Origin of the sequence: Acinetobacter sp. 1294596 (assembly GCF_000582925.1) — a bacterium.
Lineage (GTDB): Bacteria > Pseudomonadota > Gammaproteobacteria > Pseudomonadales > Moraxellaceae > Acinetobacter > Acinetobacter radioresistens.
Genome location: NZ_JFCC01000041.1, coordinates 1 through 16982, shown reverse-complemented (window position 1 = coordinate 16982; position 16982 = coordinate 1). Strand labels below are relative to the sequence as shown.

Annotated in this window: 18 protein-coding genes and 1 other RNA gene; 10 read left to right on the top strand and 9 right to left on the bottom strand. The window is 41.6% G+C overall.

Annotated elements, in window-relative coordinates:
- Window positions 1-78: 78 nt before the first annotated feature.
- The 3 genes from dnaQ to nudC all read left to right on the top strand — a co-directional run bounded on the left by dnaQ (window position 79) and on the right by nudC (window position 3983).
- Entirely contained in the window at window positions 79-1446 is a 1368-nt protein-coding gene (dnaQ, locus tag J502_RS12685) for a DNA polymerase III subunit epsilon (protein WP_034684352.1), read from the top strand.
- A gap of 134 nt (window positions 1447-1580) precedes the next feature.
- Window positions 1581-3224: a hypothetical protein gene (locus J502_RS12680; RefSeq protein WP_005406832.1), complete on the top strand. Its 1644-nt coding sequence runs from the start codon at window positions 1581-1583 to the stop codon at window positions 3222-3224.
- Window positions 3225-3983 (top strand): NAD(+) diphosphatase, encoded by a 759-nt coding sequence (nudC, locus tag J502_RS12675; RefSeq protein ID WP_005405295.1) that lies wholly within the window; start codon window positions 3225-3227, stop codon window positions 3981-3983.
- Between the two features lie 10 nt (window positions 3984-3993).
- Here nudC and J502_RS12670 read toward each other — a convergent pair whose 3' ends face one another.
- From J502_RS12670 to J502_RS12655, 4 genes are all read right to left on the bottom strand, one after another.
- Entirely contained in the window at window positions 3994-4866 is an 873-nt protein-coding gene (locus J502_RS12670) for an alpha/beta hydrolase (RefSeq protein WP_005405296.1), read from the bottom strand.
- Window positions 4867-4871: 5 nt separating this feature from the next.
- Window positions 4872-5567 carry a BON domain-containing protein gene (locus J502_RS12665; RefSeq protein WP_005027202.1) on the bottom strand — a complete coding sequence of 232 codons (696 nt, stop codon included), beginning with the start codon at window positions 5565-5567 and terminating at the stop codon, window positions 4872-4874.
- A gap of 81 nt (window positions 5568-5648) precedes the next feature.
- Window positions 5649-6053, bottom strand: a complete 405-nt coding sequence (locus J502_RS12660) for a YraN family protein (protein ID WP_005406612.1) — start codon at window positions 6051-6053, stop codon at window positions 5649-5651.
- Between the two features lie 20 nt (window positions 6054-6073).
- Window positions 6074-7024 carry a penicillin-binding protein activator gene (locus J502_RS12655; RefSeq protein ID WP_034684350.1) on the bottom strand — a complete coding sequence of 317 codons (951 nt, stop codon included), beginning with the start codon at window positions 7022-7024 and terminating at the stop codon, window positions 6074-6076.
- Window positions 7025-7036: 12 nt separating this feature from the next.
- Here J502_RS12655 and rsmI point away from each other — a divergent pair, with 12 nt between their 5' ends.
- On the top strand, window positions 7037-7879 hold the full coding sequence (gene rsmI, locus J502_RS12650) for a 16S rRNA (cytidine(1402)-2'-O)-methyltransferase (protein ID WP_005406719.1): 843 nt from the start codon (window positions 7037-7039) through the stop codon (window positions 7877-7879).
- 74 nt (window positions 7880-7953) lie between these two features.
- On the opposite strand, the gene J502_RS12645 is transcribed toward rsmI, so the two are convergent.
- The 5 genes from J502_RS12645 to J502_RS12625 form a co-directional block, all read right to left on the bottom strand.
- Window positions 7954-8214 carry a hypothetical protein gene (locus J502_RS12645; RefSeq protein WP_005019153.1) on the bottom strand — a complete coding sequence of 87 codons (261 nt, stop codon included), beginning with the start codon at window positions 8212-8214 and terminating at the stop codon, window positions 7954-7956.
- 147 nt (window positions 8215-8361) lie between these two features.
- Window positions 8362-9603 (bottom strand): FAD-dependent monooxygenase, encoded by a 1242-nt coding sequence (locus J502_RS12640; protein WP_034684348.1) that lies wholly within the window; start codon window positions 9601-9603, stop codon window positions 8362-8364.
- A complete protein-coding gene (gene ubiH, locus J502_RS12635; protein WP_005406546.1) occupies window positions 9600-10808 on the bottom strand; it encodes a 2-octaprenyl-6-methoxyphenyl hydroxylase in 1209 nt (402 codons plus the stop codon). The genes J502_RS12640 and ubiH overlap by 4 nt, the downstream gene beginning before the upstream one ends.
- A gap of 24 nt (window positions 10809-10832) precedes the next feature.
- Window positions 10833-12158, bottom strand: a complete 1326-nt coding sequence (pepP, locus tag J502_RS12630) for a Xaa-Pro aminopeptidase (RefSeq protein WP_034429013.1) — start codon at window positions 12156-12158, stop codon at window positions 10833-10835.
- 71 nt (window positions 12159-12229) lie between these two features.
- On the bottom strand, window positions 12230-12859 hold the full coding sequence (locus tag J502_RS12625; RefSeq protein ID WP_005406827.1) for a UPF0149 family protein: 630 nt from the start codon (window positions 12857-12859) through the stop codon (window positions 12230-12232).
- A 64-nt stretch (window positions 12860-12923) separates the two neighbouring features.
- On the opposite strand from J502_RS12625, the gene J502_RS12620 reads away from it, so the two are divergent.
- From J502_RS12620 to J502_RS12595, 6 genes are all read left to right on the top strand, one after another.
- Window positions 12924-13484 (top strand): hypothetical protein, encoded by a 561-nt coding sequence (locus J502_RS12620; RefSeq protein WP_005019144.1) that lies wholly within the window; start codon window positions 12924-12926, stop codon window positions 13482-13484.
- On the top strand, window positions 13481-13765 hold the full coding sequence (locus J502_RS12615) for a cell division protein ZapA (protein ID WP_005019143.1): 285 nt from the start codon (window positions 13481-13483) through the stop codon (window positions 13763-13765). The genes J502_RS12620 and J502_RS12615 overlap by 4 nt, the downstream gene beginning before the upstream one ends.
- Before the next feature lie 101 nt (window positions 13766-13866).
- Window positions 13867-14050, top strand: a non-coding RNA gene (gene ssrS / locus J502_RS16445) — 6S RNA.
- A 151-nt stretch (window positions 14051-14201) separates the two neighbouring features.
- Entirely contained in the window at window positions 14202-15554 is a 1353-nt protein-coding gene (locus J502_RS12605) for a tyrosine-type recombinase/integrase (RefSeq protein WP_034684345.1), read from the top strand.
- A 4-nt stretch (window positions 15555-15558) separates the two neighbouring features.
- The gene (locus J502_RS12600; RefSeq protein ID WP_034684343.1) at window positions 15559-16317 is read left to right on the top strand and encodes a hypothetical protein; all 759 of its coding nucleotides are present in this window, start codon (window positions 15559-15561) and stop codon (window positions 16315-16317) included.
- Between the two features lie 281 nt (window positions 16318-16598).
- Window positions 16599-16982 (top strand): helix-turn-helix domain-containing protein (locus tag J502_RS12595; RefSeq protein WP_019767839.1); only part of this gene is annotated, 384 nt, incomplete at its 3' end.

The following is a 16982-nucleotide window of genomic DNA, read 5'->3' as shown; positions in this document are numbered from 1 at the left end:
TCTTCCAGTTTTTGTGTATACAATAGAAGTCTCAGGTATGTATTTTCCCCTTGTATTTTTTTGACAGGTTTCTGATTTATGTCTCAAACAATCACACTCTATGTAGATGGTGCTTGCCGCGGTAATCCCGGCTTAGGTGGATGGGGTGCATATATCATTACCGAGCAGGAAGAACATAAAATCTGCGGCGGTGAAACCCTTACTACCAATAACCGTATGGAATTGACTGCTGCAATTGAAGGCATTTCATTCTGCCCAAAAGATGCCAAGCTTGTCATTTGGACAGACTCTAACTATGTCAAAAAGGGTATTACCGAATGGATTGAAGGCTGGAAAAAGAAAAACTGGAAAGACGTCAAAAATCCTGACTTATGGCAAAAACTGGATGCAACCTGCCAGGGACGCGAAATCGAATGGAACTGGATTAAAGGGCATGCTGGCCATGCAGGCAATGAAATGGCAGACCAGCTGGCAAATTTAGGTACAGATCAAATCATGCAAGGCATCAGTACCCCGGTTCAGGCACAGCTCAATAGTGAGCATACATCAGAAAAAAAGTCTGAAAGCGACTGGTTACTGGATGATCCGTTAGGCTTCGATTTACTTGAATCAGAACCAGAGCATATAGAAGAGTCGCCCCTGTTATTGCCAGATCAGGTTGAATTAATGGATGATGGATTAGCTACTGAAATAGAGACGGCTGAGTCAAGCCATCCATATGTAGTCACCACTGAAGCGACTCTGGAGCTACATGGTCCGCGCCAGCTGATTCTTGACACGGAGACTACCGGTTTTTATTTTCAGGATGGAGACCGGATTATTGAAGTCGGTGCCATTGAAATGGTAAATCGTAAACTTACCGGCAGCTCAATCCATATTTATATCAATCCGGAAAAACCGGTCGGCGACTCAGTAGACATTCACGGTATTACTGATGAATTCCTGCAGGATAAGCCACGTTATGTGGAAATTGCAGAGGTTCTTTTTAATTATTTAAAAGGTGCCGAGATTATTGCCCATAATGCGAGCTTCGATATGAACTTCCTTGATATGGAGTTCAAACGCGCAGGATTCCCTGCATTATCTGAAGTGTGTGAAGTAACTGATACCCTGGCACTAGCTAAAAGCAAGCATCCCGGACAGAAGAACTCGCTGGATGCTCTGGTTCGCCGTTATGAAATTCCGGTACGAGACCGTACTTTTCACGGCGCTTTGCTCGATGCCGAGATCTTGTCCGATGTATATCTGGCCATGACAGGTGGACAAGTATCCTTTGATATGGATGCCCTGTCTCAAAGCGAAATAAGCCAGTCACAGGCTTCACGACAAGTGATCAATGTTGATTTGCCCGTAATTGTGCCTTCACCCGAAGAGCTTGCGGCTCATGAAGAGTGGGTTCAACACTATCAGGAAAAGAATGGCGAACCCTGTTTATTTGCCCGATAAAAAAAACCACATAAAGTGTTATTTTTTGTATATAAACCTTTTCTAGTTAAGTTATATTAATCTCTAGAAGTAAGGCGGTTATTTATACCAGTCCTTACATGAACAGATATAACACTAGGAAAGGTGCAGATCATATGTCTTACCAAACCTCGATTCATTTTGATCCAACTGCATTACTGATAATAAAAAATGAAATCGACAACTCTATAAAACTGGTTGAATCCGCTGTAAGCACCTTGGCAGAGGATCAGAGTTTACCTTTTGGTATTGAGGATACCCTAGCGCAGTTTCAGCAATGCGCACATGTACTTGCACTGATTGATATACCACATCTGGCCCAGATTTCAGCTTACTCTGCAGAACTGATGCGCAAGATTATGAGCGATCCACAACATATTGATCATAGCCAGGTGGTGGCGCTCAGTGAGGGTACAACCATGCTCAAACGCTATGTTGAGTTTATTTGCCTGCGTGAAGTCAAAGTCCCCCAATTTCTACTGGATACATTGAATCAACTTGAAAAAGCACTGAATAAGCCTCTAACTCGTGAAGGTGAGCCACTGGTTCCACTGCTCGACTTTATGTCACCTGAGTTTAAACTGCCTGCTGCGCCACATCTGGAACAATCCAGCTATGTACACCAGCTTTATAAAATGTGTTTGAACAGAATATTAAAACAGCAGGAAACCGAGCTCGATTTACAAGGCATTAAACTGGTAGGAGCATATCTGGCATTTCTAGCCAATAACCAGCCTAGTCAACAGTACTGGAATCTGGTGTATATGGCCTTTAACCAGATAGAAGAACTGATTTTAAATGAACCGCGCCTGCGTACCTTAATCCGTATTGAAACCAGTATTGATAAGTTTTTAACACAACCAGACAGCTTTAGCCCATCAATTGAAGATCTGGCTGACATACTGGTACTGTGTATTAGTCAAGAAGATATACTGTCGCAACATGTCCGTGAACAGCTCAATATCGGTGATGAAATCTTGACTGATACCCAGCTTCAGGTACTAAGCCGTCATCTGTTCGGACCGGACTATGAAACCATTCATGCAATTACTGACCTGATCACCACCCAGATGGCCCAGATTCGTCATGATATTGAATACAACTATCAGAATATGTCGCCGGAAAAAAGTCAGGATATTCAGCAGAACCTGCTGATGCTGGCCAATATTTTCAAACTGCTGAATCTGAATGAAGCTTATATAGAGTTAACGCAGCAGGCTCGGGTTTTAAGTCAGCCGAACGTTCTGACAGATGAAAACTATGCCCAACAGCTGATGAACAGTATTTTATCGGCAATGAACTCTATTGGAATACTGGAACGCCACCACACCTCCAGCCGCCTGCAAATTCGTGTAAATAACATGAGTATCTCTCTGGACCGGCTTGATGAAGCTCATGAAATGCTTTTAACCGAGACCAAATCACTCATCGATTTGGCCAGCCAGAGCCTTACCCTTTATCTGCAAGACCCGAACACCTTAAACATTGAAGGGGTATGTAACCAGTTTAAGGAAATTTCTGGTGCCGTTTTATTCTTGGGAATGGAAAAATGTCAACAGGCTTTACTTGAAGGGGCGCGGTTTCTGGAACATTCAAACAAACATGCGCTGGTTATTGAAGCCCAGCATATTGAAGATCTGCTCAATATTCTGGCGAGCGCCGATATGCTGATTGAAAATTTAAAAAATAAACAGCCTGTTTTAGGCTCAATGTTTAATGTAGCATTAGCAAGTAGTCAAAAACTTGTTGCCGCTGCCTAAATGTCTGAACTATCACTTGCTTACATCTTTCATGAACAACAGTTGTTAGTTGATGAAAACTTCCAGCTTCCTGAGGTCGAGAAGCTGGAAGATGATCTTGATTTTATTCCGGGCGATCAGATCATTGCCCGTGATCTTCTTGATATAGATGCTATCCCTGAAGGCCTGCATCTGGTTCCGATCCGACAATTGATCAGTTTGTGGAGCCGTAGCCAGTTTGAACAGGCTAGCCGTGCTGTGCAGCTATTAGAATGGCGTCGTAATCATAAATTTTGTAGCCACTGTGGACATGAAACAGAGGTCCATCCTCTCGAATACGCCATGATCTGCCCTACTTGCCGTTATCGGCAATATCCACGTGTACAACCTTGCGTGATTACAATTATTACTCGCGGCGAAGATGAAATTCTGCTGGCGCAGTCTGTACGCAATAAAGGCAAAATGTACGGATTGATTGCTGGTTTTGTCGAGGTGGGTGAAACGCTAGAAGATGCAGTACGTCGTGAAACATTAGAAGAGGTAGGACTGCACCTGAAGAACATCCGGTATCTAGCCAGCCAGCCTTGGCCATTTCCCAGCAATCTGATGCTGGCTTTTCATGCTGAATATGAGTCGGGTGACATCAAGCTTCAGGAAGAAGAAATCAGTGATGCCCGTTTTTTCAGATTTGATAAGTTACCAGAAATTCCGTTCAAAGGCAGTATTGCCCATTCCATGATTATGCACGTACTTCATGGAACGCCAATTATTGAATATTAAGAAAGGCCAGTTAACTGGCCTTGAGTGCTTCATCAAGAAATTTAAGTATGCTTTGCTTGGTTTGAAAGTGCCAACTGAACAGACTCGATAAGCTCCCTAAAACTGTAATATGTCCAGTTTTAGGGATCATCACGATCTGGCTATAATTGCCACACTGTCGTAATTGCTGGTCCAAGTCATCACTATTACTTTTTTTAACAACCTGATCATTTTCAGCTACAACCAGACAGTGCCGGATCGGGTTATGGTCAACAAAGTAATAAGGCATGACCTCATGATAAGGAATGTTTTGGTCAAACGCATCCTGAGCAATTGGATCACCCTTATAATCAAAATGATAAGGGCCGGCGATTCCAATTACTACCTTGATTTTTGAACGGCATTCCAAGGTATAGGGTGTAGGATGATAGATTGCCGACATTACATTAAATGCGCCTGCAGAGTGTCCCATCAGAATCAGCTGTTCAGTTGAAATATGCAATTCCTGCTGATGCTGGTCCAGATAATTTAATGCCAGGGTCAGATCATCAATATAGCTCGGAAAAATATGCTGGGGGGCCAGATGATAATTTAAAACTACTACATCATAGCCTTCGCGTGTAAATGCTTCGCCGATAAATACATAATCCTTTTTATCTCCATGCTGCCAAGCTCCTCCATGTACAAAGACAATCACCGGACGTTGAGGCAGTGGATGTTTAGTACGATAAATATCAAGAAGCTGTCTAGCTTTTGTGCCATATGCTATATCTTGATTCAATTCAAAAGACTGTCTAGGCGTCAGATGATTGAGCATATAACTAGCCGCGTCATACAGGCGAAACTCCTGATAACGAAGCTTCGCCTGTGTAGTTAAACGCTGTAAATTTTGAAGAATCTGCATAAGATTTACTGAATAGAGACCGGTTCAGGCTGATCAGGATCAATAGCAACAGGAGTTTCGACTTCCGGTGCTGCATAATTGTTTGCTACTGGACTTGCGAGAGAAGAACTGGCAACTGGACCTGAACCCTGCTCGACATTATCAATCAGGGTAACGATTTTGGTAATATTGCCTACCTGCTGTAAAACCTGATTAAGATCATTTATTTCAGCATTATTCAGACGACCCATTACATAAAGTACGCCATCTTCTGTATGCACCAGTACTTTGCTGTCAGAGACCATTTTGGCCTTCATAATCAGTCCGCGCGTATTTGCGGTAACGGCTGCGTCCTGCATGATAGTGTTATAACCGACTTTATCACCCACTGTAATATAGTTATGCACGGTTTTGACATCAGACATGGCCCGTACATTGTCTTCTGCAAGCTGTTTCAGATAAACATCAGGTACTTGCCCTGTAAGCAGGACATTGCCATGAAAGCTTTCGACATTAATACGTGACTGTTTAAAGCGGGGATCAAGTTTATAAAGATTAATATTGGCAGTACGTTCAATTGAAGAATCAATAAAAACTTGTCCCAATGAACGCACACCACTATCAGTACCAACAGGAGTAGCACCAGTACCATTTGAAATAAAGCTTGCGCATCCAGATAAGCTTGCCACACATAGCAAAGCCAAAGTGAAACGATTAAACACTCAGCAAGACTCCCTAATTTTTAGATCTGATCTTTATTGACAGGTTCATTTTCCCAGACTGTATGACAGAGTAAAGAACTCTCAATCTAAAGTAAATGCATTTTCAATCCACTCAAGATCATACGGTAGCTTATAAAAGTCTTGCTGTACCTTTTTTGCAATTTGTGTAGAGAAGTTAAAGCAAATCACGTCAAAACGGCAGTAATAATTTTCATAAACAGGATGTTGGCTTATAAAAGACATTGCCGTCTGAATAATCTTTTTTTGTTTACTTCTGGAAATGACTTCTTGGGCACGTCCATAACCTGTCATACTACGGGCTTTGACTTCAACAAATATTAGTTCCTGGTTCCGGCATACAACCAGATCTATTTCTCCGTACCGGGAATGATAATTCTGATTCAAAAATACAAAGCCCTGCTGCTCTAGAAATATCTTGGCCTGCTGCTCAGCCCACTGCCCTAACTGTTTAGTAAAAGTAACCATTTTTATAATAATCAAAGGTTTTATAATATTATTCGCTGCAACTTACCCTGCACCTGCTGATAACATTGTGGAGTGCGCTTTATCTGCCGGGTCTCTACACGGATCTGTCCTGTTCGTCCTTCAAAACTGAAGTCACCTATGGGAATATTTTTGGGCTGCTGTAAGTAATGCTCTGCCAAAGTCCATGCATCTCCACCAAAAGCCAGTAGACGCTGATAAGCCATGTTAACCGGCTGCTGCTGATAAGCTATGATCATTTCTGGCCATTTTGCTTCATAAAGTGCCGGAGCATCACAGAATTTCAAGCCCTCCGGAATTTTTGCTCCCTCTTCAATCGCGATCGCATGAGCATAAATACCTGTTTTTGGTAATTTAACTATGCTATTGAGCCAGTCAGTCTTACCCAGCAGTAAAAGTGCCTGCTGTTTCGGCAGTTTTTTAGGCAAAACTTCAATGATCTGAACCGGATAATCCAGTTGTGACATCAGTGCAATTAAAAAAATTTCACTATCTGCTTCTATGCCCGGTTCTCTTAAAACTGACACCTGACGGATATTGTCATGAAGCATAAGCGCGCCCATAGTAGCTGCATCTGCATTTTTCGACAGGCTAAACTGTAATACCTTATTGTGATGCTGCCCAATTTCATTTAAAGCCAGTACCTGTACTTTTGGATTAAGCCTGACGGCCTCTTCTACTTTTTCACGGCTCAATGGCCCTACAACTAGCCGAGTCTTGGGTTTTATATGTTTGGCGAACAGGCTTTTCATGTTTTGTCCGTATGAGTTTACGAATTTAAGCTGTTCTTGACTGCCAGATGCTTCATAAGCACTCATAACCCCCTGCTTTACACTAGAGGCAGCTCGCGCGAGCGGGCCGGTTTCAGGTAGAATAACCAGAACTTCTGCCTGCACTGTCTGCATGAAGCTGAACAAACTGATCAACAGCAAAACTTTTTTATTATTAATCATGGAACCACCCTTATGAGTGCTCAATTATTTGTAGTGGCAACGCCGATTGGGCACCTGGATGATATGACCTATCGAGCAATTGATGTTCTTAAATCCGTAGCTCTGATCGCAGCAGAAGATACACGACAGTCTGCCCAATTATTAAAACATTATAATATAACCACGCCCCTTACTGCATGTCATGATCATAATGAAAATAATAAAATTGATTATTTAATTGAAAAATTACAATCAGGTGAAAATATGGCGCTGATCAGTGATGCAGGTACTCCCCTGATCAGTGACCCTGGCTTTAAACTGGTACGTGCGGCTCAAGAAAAAGGTATTCGAGTGATACCGGTGCCTGGCGCCTGTGCTGCAATTGCAGCCTTAAGTGCAGTTGGCCTGCCTAGTGACCGTTTCAGTTTTGAAGGTTTCTTGCCCTCCAAGTCTTCACAGCGTCTGGCGCAGCTGGAAAAACTGAAAGATGAAACCCAAACTTTAATTTTTTATGAAGCACCTCACCGTATTTTGGACAGCATCCAGGATATGGCAAAGGTATTTGGATCAGAGCGTCCGGTCGGTTTTGCACGGGAAATTACCAAAACTTTTGAAACCATCAAAAAAATGACCCTAGGTGAACTGGTCACTTTTATTGAAGCAGACCATCATCAGCAAAAGGGTGAAATTGTCGTTGTGGTAGGAGGCTCTATCCAGCAAAAAGATATTGATCAAGAGAAACTCGACCAGCTTCTGAGCCGCCTGCTTCAGGATTTATCAGTTAAAGCTGCTTCTCAACTTGCTGCGGACTTGACTGGTATTAAAAAGAAAGTGGCTTACCAGCGCGCCTTGGAATTGCAGTCTCAAACCGGATAGGTTATTGAAATTAATGTCCTAACTAAAAAAGCATCACGAATGATGCTTTTTTAGATTAACTCTGTTCAATGCGATTAGCTGCGTACGCCTTCATCAGGCGGGACTTCAGTAATTTTCCCACCACTTGCCAAAAAGCGTGCTATTTCATCTTCCAAAGCTTGACGTTTCTTCTGCTTTGCAGTGACGGTCAGAGTTTCAGCTTCCGCCAGATCTGTGTCGTTAAGAACCGCTTCTTCGTCAACTGCACCTTTCTCAGCTGCTTTTGCTTCATCTTCATCGACTGCTACATCTTCTACATCATCATAATCATTCATATCTGTTTTCTCACTCCCCATAAATGCCTATATTCCATGGTGAACCGTGGTAATTTAGGTTGGAATTTAGCAATCTCTAACGAATTCGCAAAGAGCTAAAAGCAGAAAAAACGTATCTTTTTTAATCAAATTCGTAATCAATTATAAAAGAAATGCACGAAAGTGTTTTTATTCGCCAGTTTTACAATAACGTGTATCTTTTAAGTGAATCAGGCCACTGGCTTGCGACATAAAAAGATCTTTAAGTAATGGCTGCTGATTAACCTGCTTTTTCCCCAGATTTCGTGCCCAGATCACTGGAAACAGCTCTCGGGTTTCAAGCCAGCCCAATACTGACATACCATGCATCATAGCTGCATTCTGTCCTTTACGGCGATGCTCATAACGTAGCAATGTCTGCTCATGTGCCCATACTCCCCGTTTAGCATCATGTAATAATGCATCACAAAGTATGGCAGCATCCAGACAACCAATATTTACTCCCTGACCGGCCAACGGATGGATTACGTGAGCAGCATCTCCTATCAATGCCAGTCCTTTTTTTACATAGCGCTGAGCGGAGCGCGCTTTTAAAGGAAAGCTGGCCCTTGAACGCACTACTTGAACTTCTCCCAGCATATGCTGACTTTCTTTAGTTAAAAGCCGGGCAAATTCTTCATCACTTAGAGCCGAATATTCATCGGCATAATCTTCTGGCAAAGTCCATACAATTGATTGCCAGTAGCCATATTCTTCGGGCTGTATACTGGCCATAGGCAGATAAGCCAGCGGGCCAGTGGGCAAAAAGATCTGGCGTGCTACGTGCTGATGTGGCTGGGCGGGTTTAATGGCACAGCTAACCGCTGATTGTTTGTAGTCCAGCACGTCCAGATCGATCATAGCCTGTTCACGTACAAATGACTGGGCACCGTCTGCCCCAATCAGTAACCGGGTATATACTGCTGAACCATCAGCAAGCTGTAGATGCCATCCATTTATACCCTGTTCAATGTGAGTGACTTTAATTTGGGTACGATAATCCTGTACATTTTCCAGCAATTTTTTCTGAATCGCAAGATTGAGTATGCTTGGCTCGACCATTGAGCCAAGCCACTGATCTTCTGGCGGAAAGGTCTGTGATTGATGACCAAAAGCTATTTCGCCATAGCCATTTTTATTCCAGACCTGCATACCGGTATAGGGCATATGTCTGGCGATTTCTTTCCACACGCCTACTGTTTTTAAAAGATGAATGGTCGCTTGGCTCAGTGCCAATACCCTGGGATTTACTACAGGCAATACCTGTGCTTCTGCCAAGACCGGTGCCGCATCCAGTACAGTAGGCTGAACTCCACCTTGCGCCAATAATAATGCTGTTAGACCACCAACCAGACCGCCACCGACAATAACCACATCTAGAATTTCACTCATGCTTTTAGCCCCATTGCATAATTGGCTACTAGAGGCTTTATTCCCGGAACTATATCAAAAGCAATCAGACCGGTATTGCGTAGCAGTTTCAGAACCGGATTCTGATTACTAAAACCTCGTACTACCGAATCACAAAACTTGATGACCCGTTGCTGGTCGGTCAGGCGGGCCTGTTCATAAGCTTTTAGAACTTCTGGCTCACCCAGATCATCAGATACTGTCAGATGACTGCCGAGAAAACGCAACAAGACATCCGCATCACGCAGGCACAGATTAAAGCCTTGACCGGCCACAGGATGGAGTGTATGTGCAGCATTGCCCATCAAAACTACCCGGCCAACTGCCTGTTTATGGGCCAGAACCTGTGACAATGGATAACTGAAGCGTTTTCCGGTCTTTTCAAATTTCCCTGCCCGGTCACCATAAGTCTGTTGTAAGGCATTTAAAAAATGCTGATCATTTTCTTCACCCAGCCACTCATGTTCAGTCCCCTTTTTAACTGGCCAGACCACAGAACGTCGATACTCACCCGGAAGTGGCAAGAGCGCCAACGGTCCTAAAGGACTAAAACGCTCAAAACCAACCTGACGGTGCGGTTTGGATGTCTGTACCGCGGTGACAATTGCCACCTGGTCATAATCATGCACATCTACACCAACACCCAAGGCCTGTCGGCAAAAAGAATCGCGGCCATCAGCAGCAATCACCAGTTTTGAAGTAAGTTGCAGTTCTTGACCTTCTCGTTCTGCCTCAATGTAGACCTGTTCTGTATCTTGAGTTAATGCCTTAACCTGTACTCCATCAATTAATTCTATCAAAGGTTGCTGGCGCACTTGAGTTAGAAGTACCCGTCCAAGCCAGGCATTCTCAATCACCTGTCCAAAGCTCTCAACATTTTCCTGCTCAGCTTTCAGACGAGCCTTACCAAAACTTCCCTGTTCTGTAATATGAACTTCCAGAATAGGTGTAGCATGCTGTTGAAGAGCCTCCCACAGCCCCAACTTCTGGTAAATCTGTACACTCCGGCGTGAAAGCGCCGTATTACGTGCATCAAAACTGGAGTGATAGGGAACACTTTCTGTATCGGTGTAGTCAGGATAGCGAATAGCTTCGAGTAACTTGACTCCGATTTTGGCTTTAGCCAGCATTAAAGCAAGACTTAAGCCGACCATCCCCCCACCAACAATAATCACTTGTTGCTGCATAACAGTTTCCTTATTTCTGGCAGATCACTGCTGGGCCTGAGCCATTAAATGCTCAATGTCTGCAACTGTTTTTACGACTTCGGCTGTTAAAATCAGTGGACCATGTTCTGTAGCCACTACATCATCCTCAATGCGGATCCCAATCCCCCGCCATTTTTTGTCTACGGTTTCATCGTCTGGAGCAATGTACAATCCGGGCTCAACAGTAATCACCATACCAGCTTCATAACTGCGCCACTCCCCATCTTTCTTATAAGACCCGACATCATGCACATCCATCCCCAGCCAGTGGCCGGTACCATGCATATAGAACTGGCGGTAAGCTTCAGTTTCGATCAGTTCATCTACATTACCTTTTAAAAGTCCGAGTGCTACCAGACCTTCTGTAAGGATACGAACTGCACGCTCATGCGGTTCACGGTAAGAATTCCCGATGCGTACTGCGTCAATAGCAGCCAGCTGAGCTTTTAATACAATTTCATACAAGACTTTCTGTTCAGGGGTAAATTTACCATTTACCGGAAATGTACGGGTAATATCAGAGGCATAATGCTCATATTCACAAGCCGCATCGATCAGTACCAGATCACCATCTTTAAGTGGCTGGTTATTTTCTATATAATGCAAAATACAGCCATTAGCTCCACCACCGACAATGCTGTTATAGGACGGTACGCAACCATACTGGCCAAATACATAATTTAGCTCTGCTTCCAGAGCATACTCCATCATGCCCGGCCGTACCTGATGCATGGCACGAGTATGGGCCTGTGCACTAATTACAGATGCGGCTTGCATGATCTCAATTTCTTTGGCAGATTTGATCAGGCGCATTTCATCTAAAATACGGTCCAGCTGTAAAAGCTGTGATGGAGAACCATCGCCACGACGCTGCTGGGTATCAGCCTGTTTAATCCATTGACTGACCCGGGCATCAAATTCGGCATTGTGTCCAATACGATAGTACAGACGTGCTTTATTCAGCAACTTTTCAATAATCTCTTCATCAAGCAGATCAATCGCATAAGCTTCATCAGCTTCATAATCTTCAATTGCGCCATCAATACCAGCACGGTATCCATTCCAGATTTCCATTTCCCGGTTACGTTCACGGCAAAACAGGCTGTAGGTGTAGTCATCTGCTGTCTCAAAGGTTTCAATGACTGCCACTGCTTCTGGCTCTGCAAACCCGGTCAGATAGTAAAAGCTGCTGTCGGCACGGAATTTATAGTCAGCATCCCGGTTACGGTAGGCAACCGGACTGGTGGCAATAATGGCGATACTGTTTGGCCCCATATGTACAGCCAGACAGTCGCGACGCTGTTGAAAGTCTTCTTGAGTCAGTTTTATCATGCTGGTAATCTTTAATTGTAAAGTATGGGATATAACACGGCTGGTATTAACCAAACACCAGGTCCGAGTTAACTCGGACGGTGCGGCGTAAACATTTCAACTACATTTTGGCTATCAGATAAGGGGGTCTTTTTAGCCTGAGCCTGAACATGTTGCAATAATGAGCTTTCTGAGACTGTAATTTTTTTACGTCCAATCGAAAGGCTAACCGGTATCAGACGTACAAACTCATATAACTCCTGATAGCTTTCCTCGCCTTCTTCATCATCATCTGACTCTTCAAATTCAACTGCGGCTACATCCTGTAAGTGCTCAATCAGTTCTTTTTCGTCAGATCGAATATGTCCTGATGCAAGGCCAAACCCCAGCACTACACCTGCACACCAGTCTGCCAGTGCCTGTACCCGGTCAGCCAGCATATGCTCATCATCAGGCAGTAAAGGTAAATAGTCGAGTTCATCTTCTGACAGCGCATGAAATACATCTTCTGCTTCCTCTGCCAGCATGGCCAGTGCTTCATCACTTAAAGCAGGTACATGAAGAGTTGCGAGAATATTCATCCACTCATCTCGAGTGGGCGCCTCTGTAACACAAACTATACCTGTGAGTAAGCCATGTAACTCACTTGGGCTCGAAATTTCTTCAATTCCATTAAATTGTTGCTGCCAGTCTATCCAACCTGAAATATCGTCTTGCATTCGCTTTTCCAATCTTTATACTGCTTATATATTACCTTTGATTGCAATTCTGTGCGACCTCGTTATGTTAGAAGAATTACAGCGTCTACAGGCGCATATTGGTGTTTTAAAAACACGGCTTCATCATCTTGAGAGTGAAAATAGTTCGCTCGTTCAAGCCAAAGAAGAGAGTGATCAGCATCATCACGCTCAAGTTGTGCAAAAAAATGGCATCATTACCCAAAAACAAGAAGAAATTGACCAGTTGACAGAGAAACTGGGCAGTGTAGAAAGTCAGTTCAAACAGCTCAATACAGATGCCACTGCTCTGGCAGATCGGTATAGCCGTCTAGAAAAAAGCTGTACTGACCTTAAAAATCGTTTTCAGGAAATTTTAAGCGAACGGAATGAGCTCCGTGCGACTAAAGAGCAGTTACAGGCCCAGCAACGTCAGTCCCAGCAGGAAATACATGATCTTCAGCAGGAGCGTGAGCGGCTGCTTCAGAAAAACGAACTGGCTAAACACAAGGTAGAAGCCATTATTCAGCGTCTGGCCATTTTAGGAACCAGTCAGGATCAGCATGCGCAGGAAATCCAGCAGCTTGCCCACCCAAACACGGATATGAGTGAGGAGTCTTCGACATGAGTGAACCGGTAATGGTTGAACTGCGTCTGATTGAACAGACTTTCCGGCTGGCAACTACTGCGGATAAAAAGGAAGAACTGGAGCGTGCCGGGCAATTGTTAAATGAAAAATTTCATGAAATACGCCGTAATGCTCCACGGACTGAACATAACAAACTGGTTATTATGGTAGCGCTTTCCCTAATGCAGGAAGTACTCACTTTAAATAAATCACTTCAGGAATATGCACACTGTGAACGTTTGTTGAGTACGATTATGCAAGATGTCGAGAAAATTGTCTGACATATACATGATTACGTATAAATACTCGTCAATTGAAAATTAACTTTACACTCCTAAAAGTTTATTCAATTGCCATCAGCTTCAGATCAGTTATACTTAACTTGTCTCTGAGATGTTCGCCAGCGAGTCTATTCCCCTGAGCCGATATCATCACTTTAGGATTGCGTTCTGCATATTTAGAGTGTATGCCTGCCTTGAGCAGGAAACCCAGCAAGTATGCGTCGCGTCCACCTTGAACTTTAGGGTTCAAGGGTAACGACATGCAGCGGCATCACCGGAGACACCAATTTCTTATAATAACAACAAGTTACGCCTTTAAAGATAATTTATAAAATAGACTTTTTCTCAATACCTTCAAAAAATAGACTTCTAATAGACCCTAGAAAAATTGCTGTGTATTGTTATATATTGCTCTGTACTGCTAAGGGGTCAACACATGCCACACGAAAAACTCACCAAGACCTTTATTGACTCTATTCCTCTATCACCAGAAAAACAGGTTTTTTACCGGGATACAGTTACGACAGGCTTTGGTATTTGTGTAGGTGGTGTAAAAAGCTACTTTGTTGAAAAGAAAATGCCTAATGGTAAAGCTAAGCGAAAAATAATAGGAAAGCATGGTGTTTATACTTTAGAGCAAGCTCGTACCATAGCTAAAGATTTACTGCTCAACATGGACAAAGGTATAGATCCGGTTGCCCAGAAGAGAAATATCAAGCAGCAGTCTATTTATGAAGAAAGTCTATTTAAGAAAATTCCCACTGTTAGCGAAGCCTTTGAGAATTATAAAAAGAATAAAACTCTGGCCAAAGATTCAATTACTGCATATACGAAGTGTACTAACAGTTATCTTGCAGACTGGAAAGATTTAAAAATTAATGAAATCACTGAAAAGATGATTCATGCAAAACATAAATCGCTTTCAGACTCCAGTGTTGGCCATGCACAAGCGAACCTGGCAATGAAGTTCTTCTCTGCCCTATTCAATTATTCAAAAAAATACTACACCGATGATAAAGGTGAGAAGATCATTAAAGGCAATAATCCAGTCGCTGCACTATATGAGCTGAATGCATGGAATACGATTAAGCGTAGAAAAAATTATATTCGTTCAGATCAACGTGAAGATTGGGCCTATGCTGTTGCAACCACTACATGGGTAGGTCATCAAAATGATGATATGTATGCTTATACAAACCAAGATTTTCTCTTCCTGATCGCTTTAACTGGCTTTCGTCGAAATGAAGCTGAAACGGCTGAATGGTCTAAAGTAGATCTAAAGTATGGAACTATTACCGTTACTGACACTAAAAACGGTGAGGATCTGATGCTGCCAATGGGTGAAACGCTCTGGTATATATTGAAGGAACGTAAAAAACGTTCTAACTCAAAATATATTTTCCCGGGGCGTGGTGAGGATTCCCATTTAACAGATAGACGTGCAGCCAGAGAAAAGGTTATTGAAAATTCAGGTATTCAATTTACCTATCATGATTTACGCAGAACCTTCAGTTCGATAGCAAATAGTCTGGCCATTGGTAGCTACACTATCAAAAGGCTAATTAATCATACTGTAGAGGATAATTCTAATGATGTAACGGATGGCTATGTTCAAGTTTCATTTGAAGATCTACAAAAAGCAATGAATATGATTGAGAACGTTATTCTGTCAGATAAAGTTAAAAAACTTATAAAAAACAGAATATATTTTGAGAAGGGTAAAAGAAGAAATTTTGCTGAAGATTGGGAAAATAATATTAAAAAGTTGAATCAGGATCAAATTATATAAAATTATGGCTAACAAAATATCTTTAATAGCTGCACTGGTGATTACCTATCTTGTTCTTTTAATGATAGGTTTTTTAATCTATACCTTGATCATTACACCAGTCCAAGGTGCAGATATTACTAACGCAATAGTTGGTATTTTAGGCTGGACAGCTACTCTTTATGCTCCAGTCGCTGCTTTATTTTTACTTAATAATTGGAAAGAGCAAGTTAAGCATGATAAAGCTTTAGATTGTCTAACCCAAGCAATGAATATTATTAATTTAATTCATCAAACAATGTATGGATTAAAATCAAAGAATAGATCTGAAGAAATAATTACTAATTTCGAAGTACTTGATGACATTAAATTTAATATTTATATGGATAATCTGATAGATGAATATAAGATTGAAAATCAAAAAATATTTATACTTTATAATCAGCTAAGCTGTTCTCTTAACCAATTTAAGTTAATAACTGCTACTGAAGAAGAAAGTTTTGAATATATATTGAGTAGTTACTTTAAAATAAATTGGTACTTAGACCGTTTTATTAAAGAATTTTTAGACTTTTTTGTTCAAGTACAACAAAAAAAAACTAGTTTAGATGAGTTAAAATTTAATAATATTTATTTAGCGAGAAAGCTTCAAATTGATTTATGTATGGATCCAGATATACAAAAGAATCAAGATGGCTCATATTTATTCATGACTTCTTATGATTTAAAAATAACTAAAGAAGAATCTTTTAAAATACTAAATAAAATAAGAAAAAAATTATAATTTCAAAAATCATTTAACCCTTAGAGTAATGCCAAGAATGAAAACATGGGACCAGTTTTATATTGAAAGTATTTTAAAATACGCTAAACCTTGGAATAAATATCCGTTTTGGGCTCTTGAATATAATCCTCATGTGAAGGCGGAAAAGATTGAAATTAATTAAAGATTTATTCTTAGATATTAGAACTTTGAAAAATACAAAATCTGTAAGAATGCTATTAATAGTTGGCAGAGTAAAACTTGAAGTGCGACATAAACCACCTAATTAATTTAAAGGGTTTATGGAGTATATAAAATTGTCATACCATCATCTTAACTTTGAAGATCGTACTGCATTAATGCTTGAGTCAAGAAAAGAAGGCTTTTCAGCCAGAAAATTTGCTGAACTCATTAAAAGACATCCTAGTACGATCTATCGTGAGCTTAAAAGAAATAGCATCAATGACGTTTATCAAGCTCGATATGCTTCTGATAACACCTTCGCTAGACGTAGACGTGGTCACAGAAAACTCAAAATCGATTCAATCCTCTGGAAATTTATTGTTGAAGCGATCCGTTGTTTATGGTCTCCTCAGCAAATAGCAAAGCGTTTAAAGACATTTCCTGATTTGGATCAAACAATGAATGTAAGCCATACAACGATTTATTCAACGATACGCGCATTA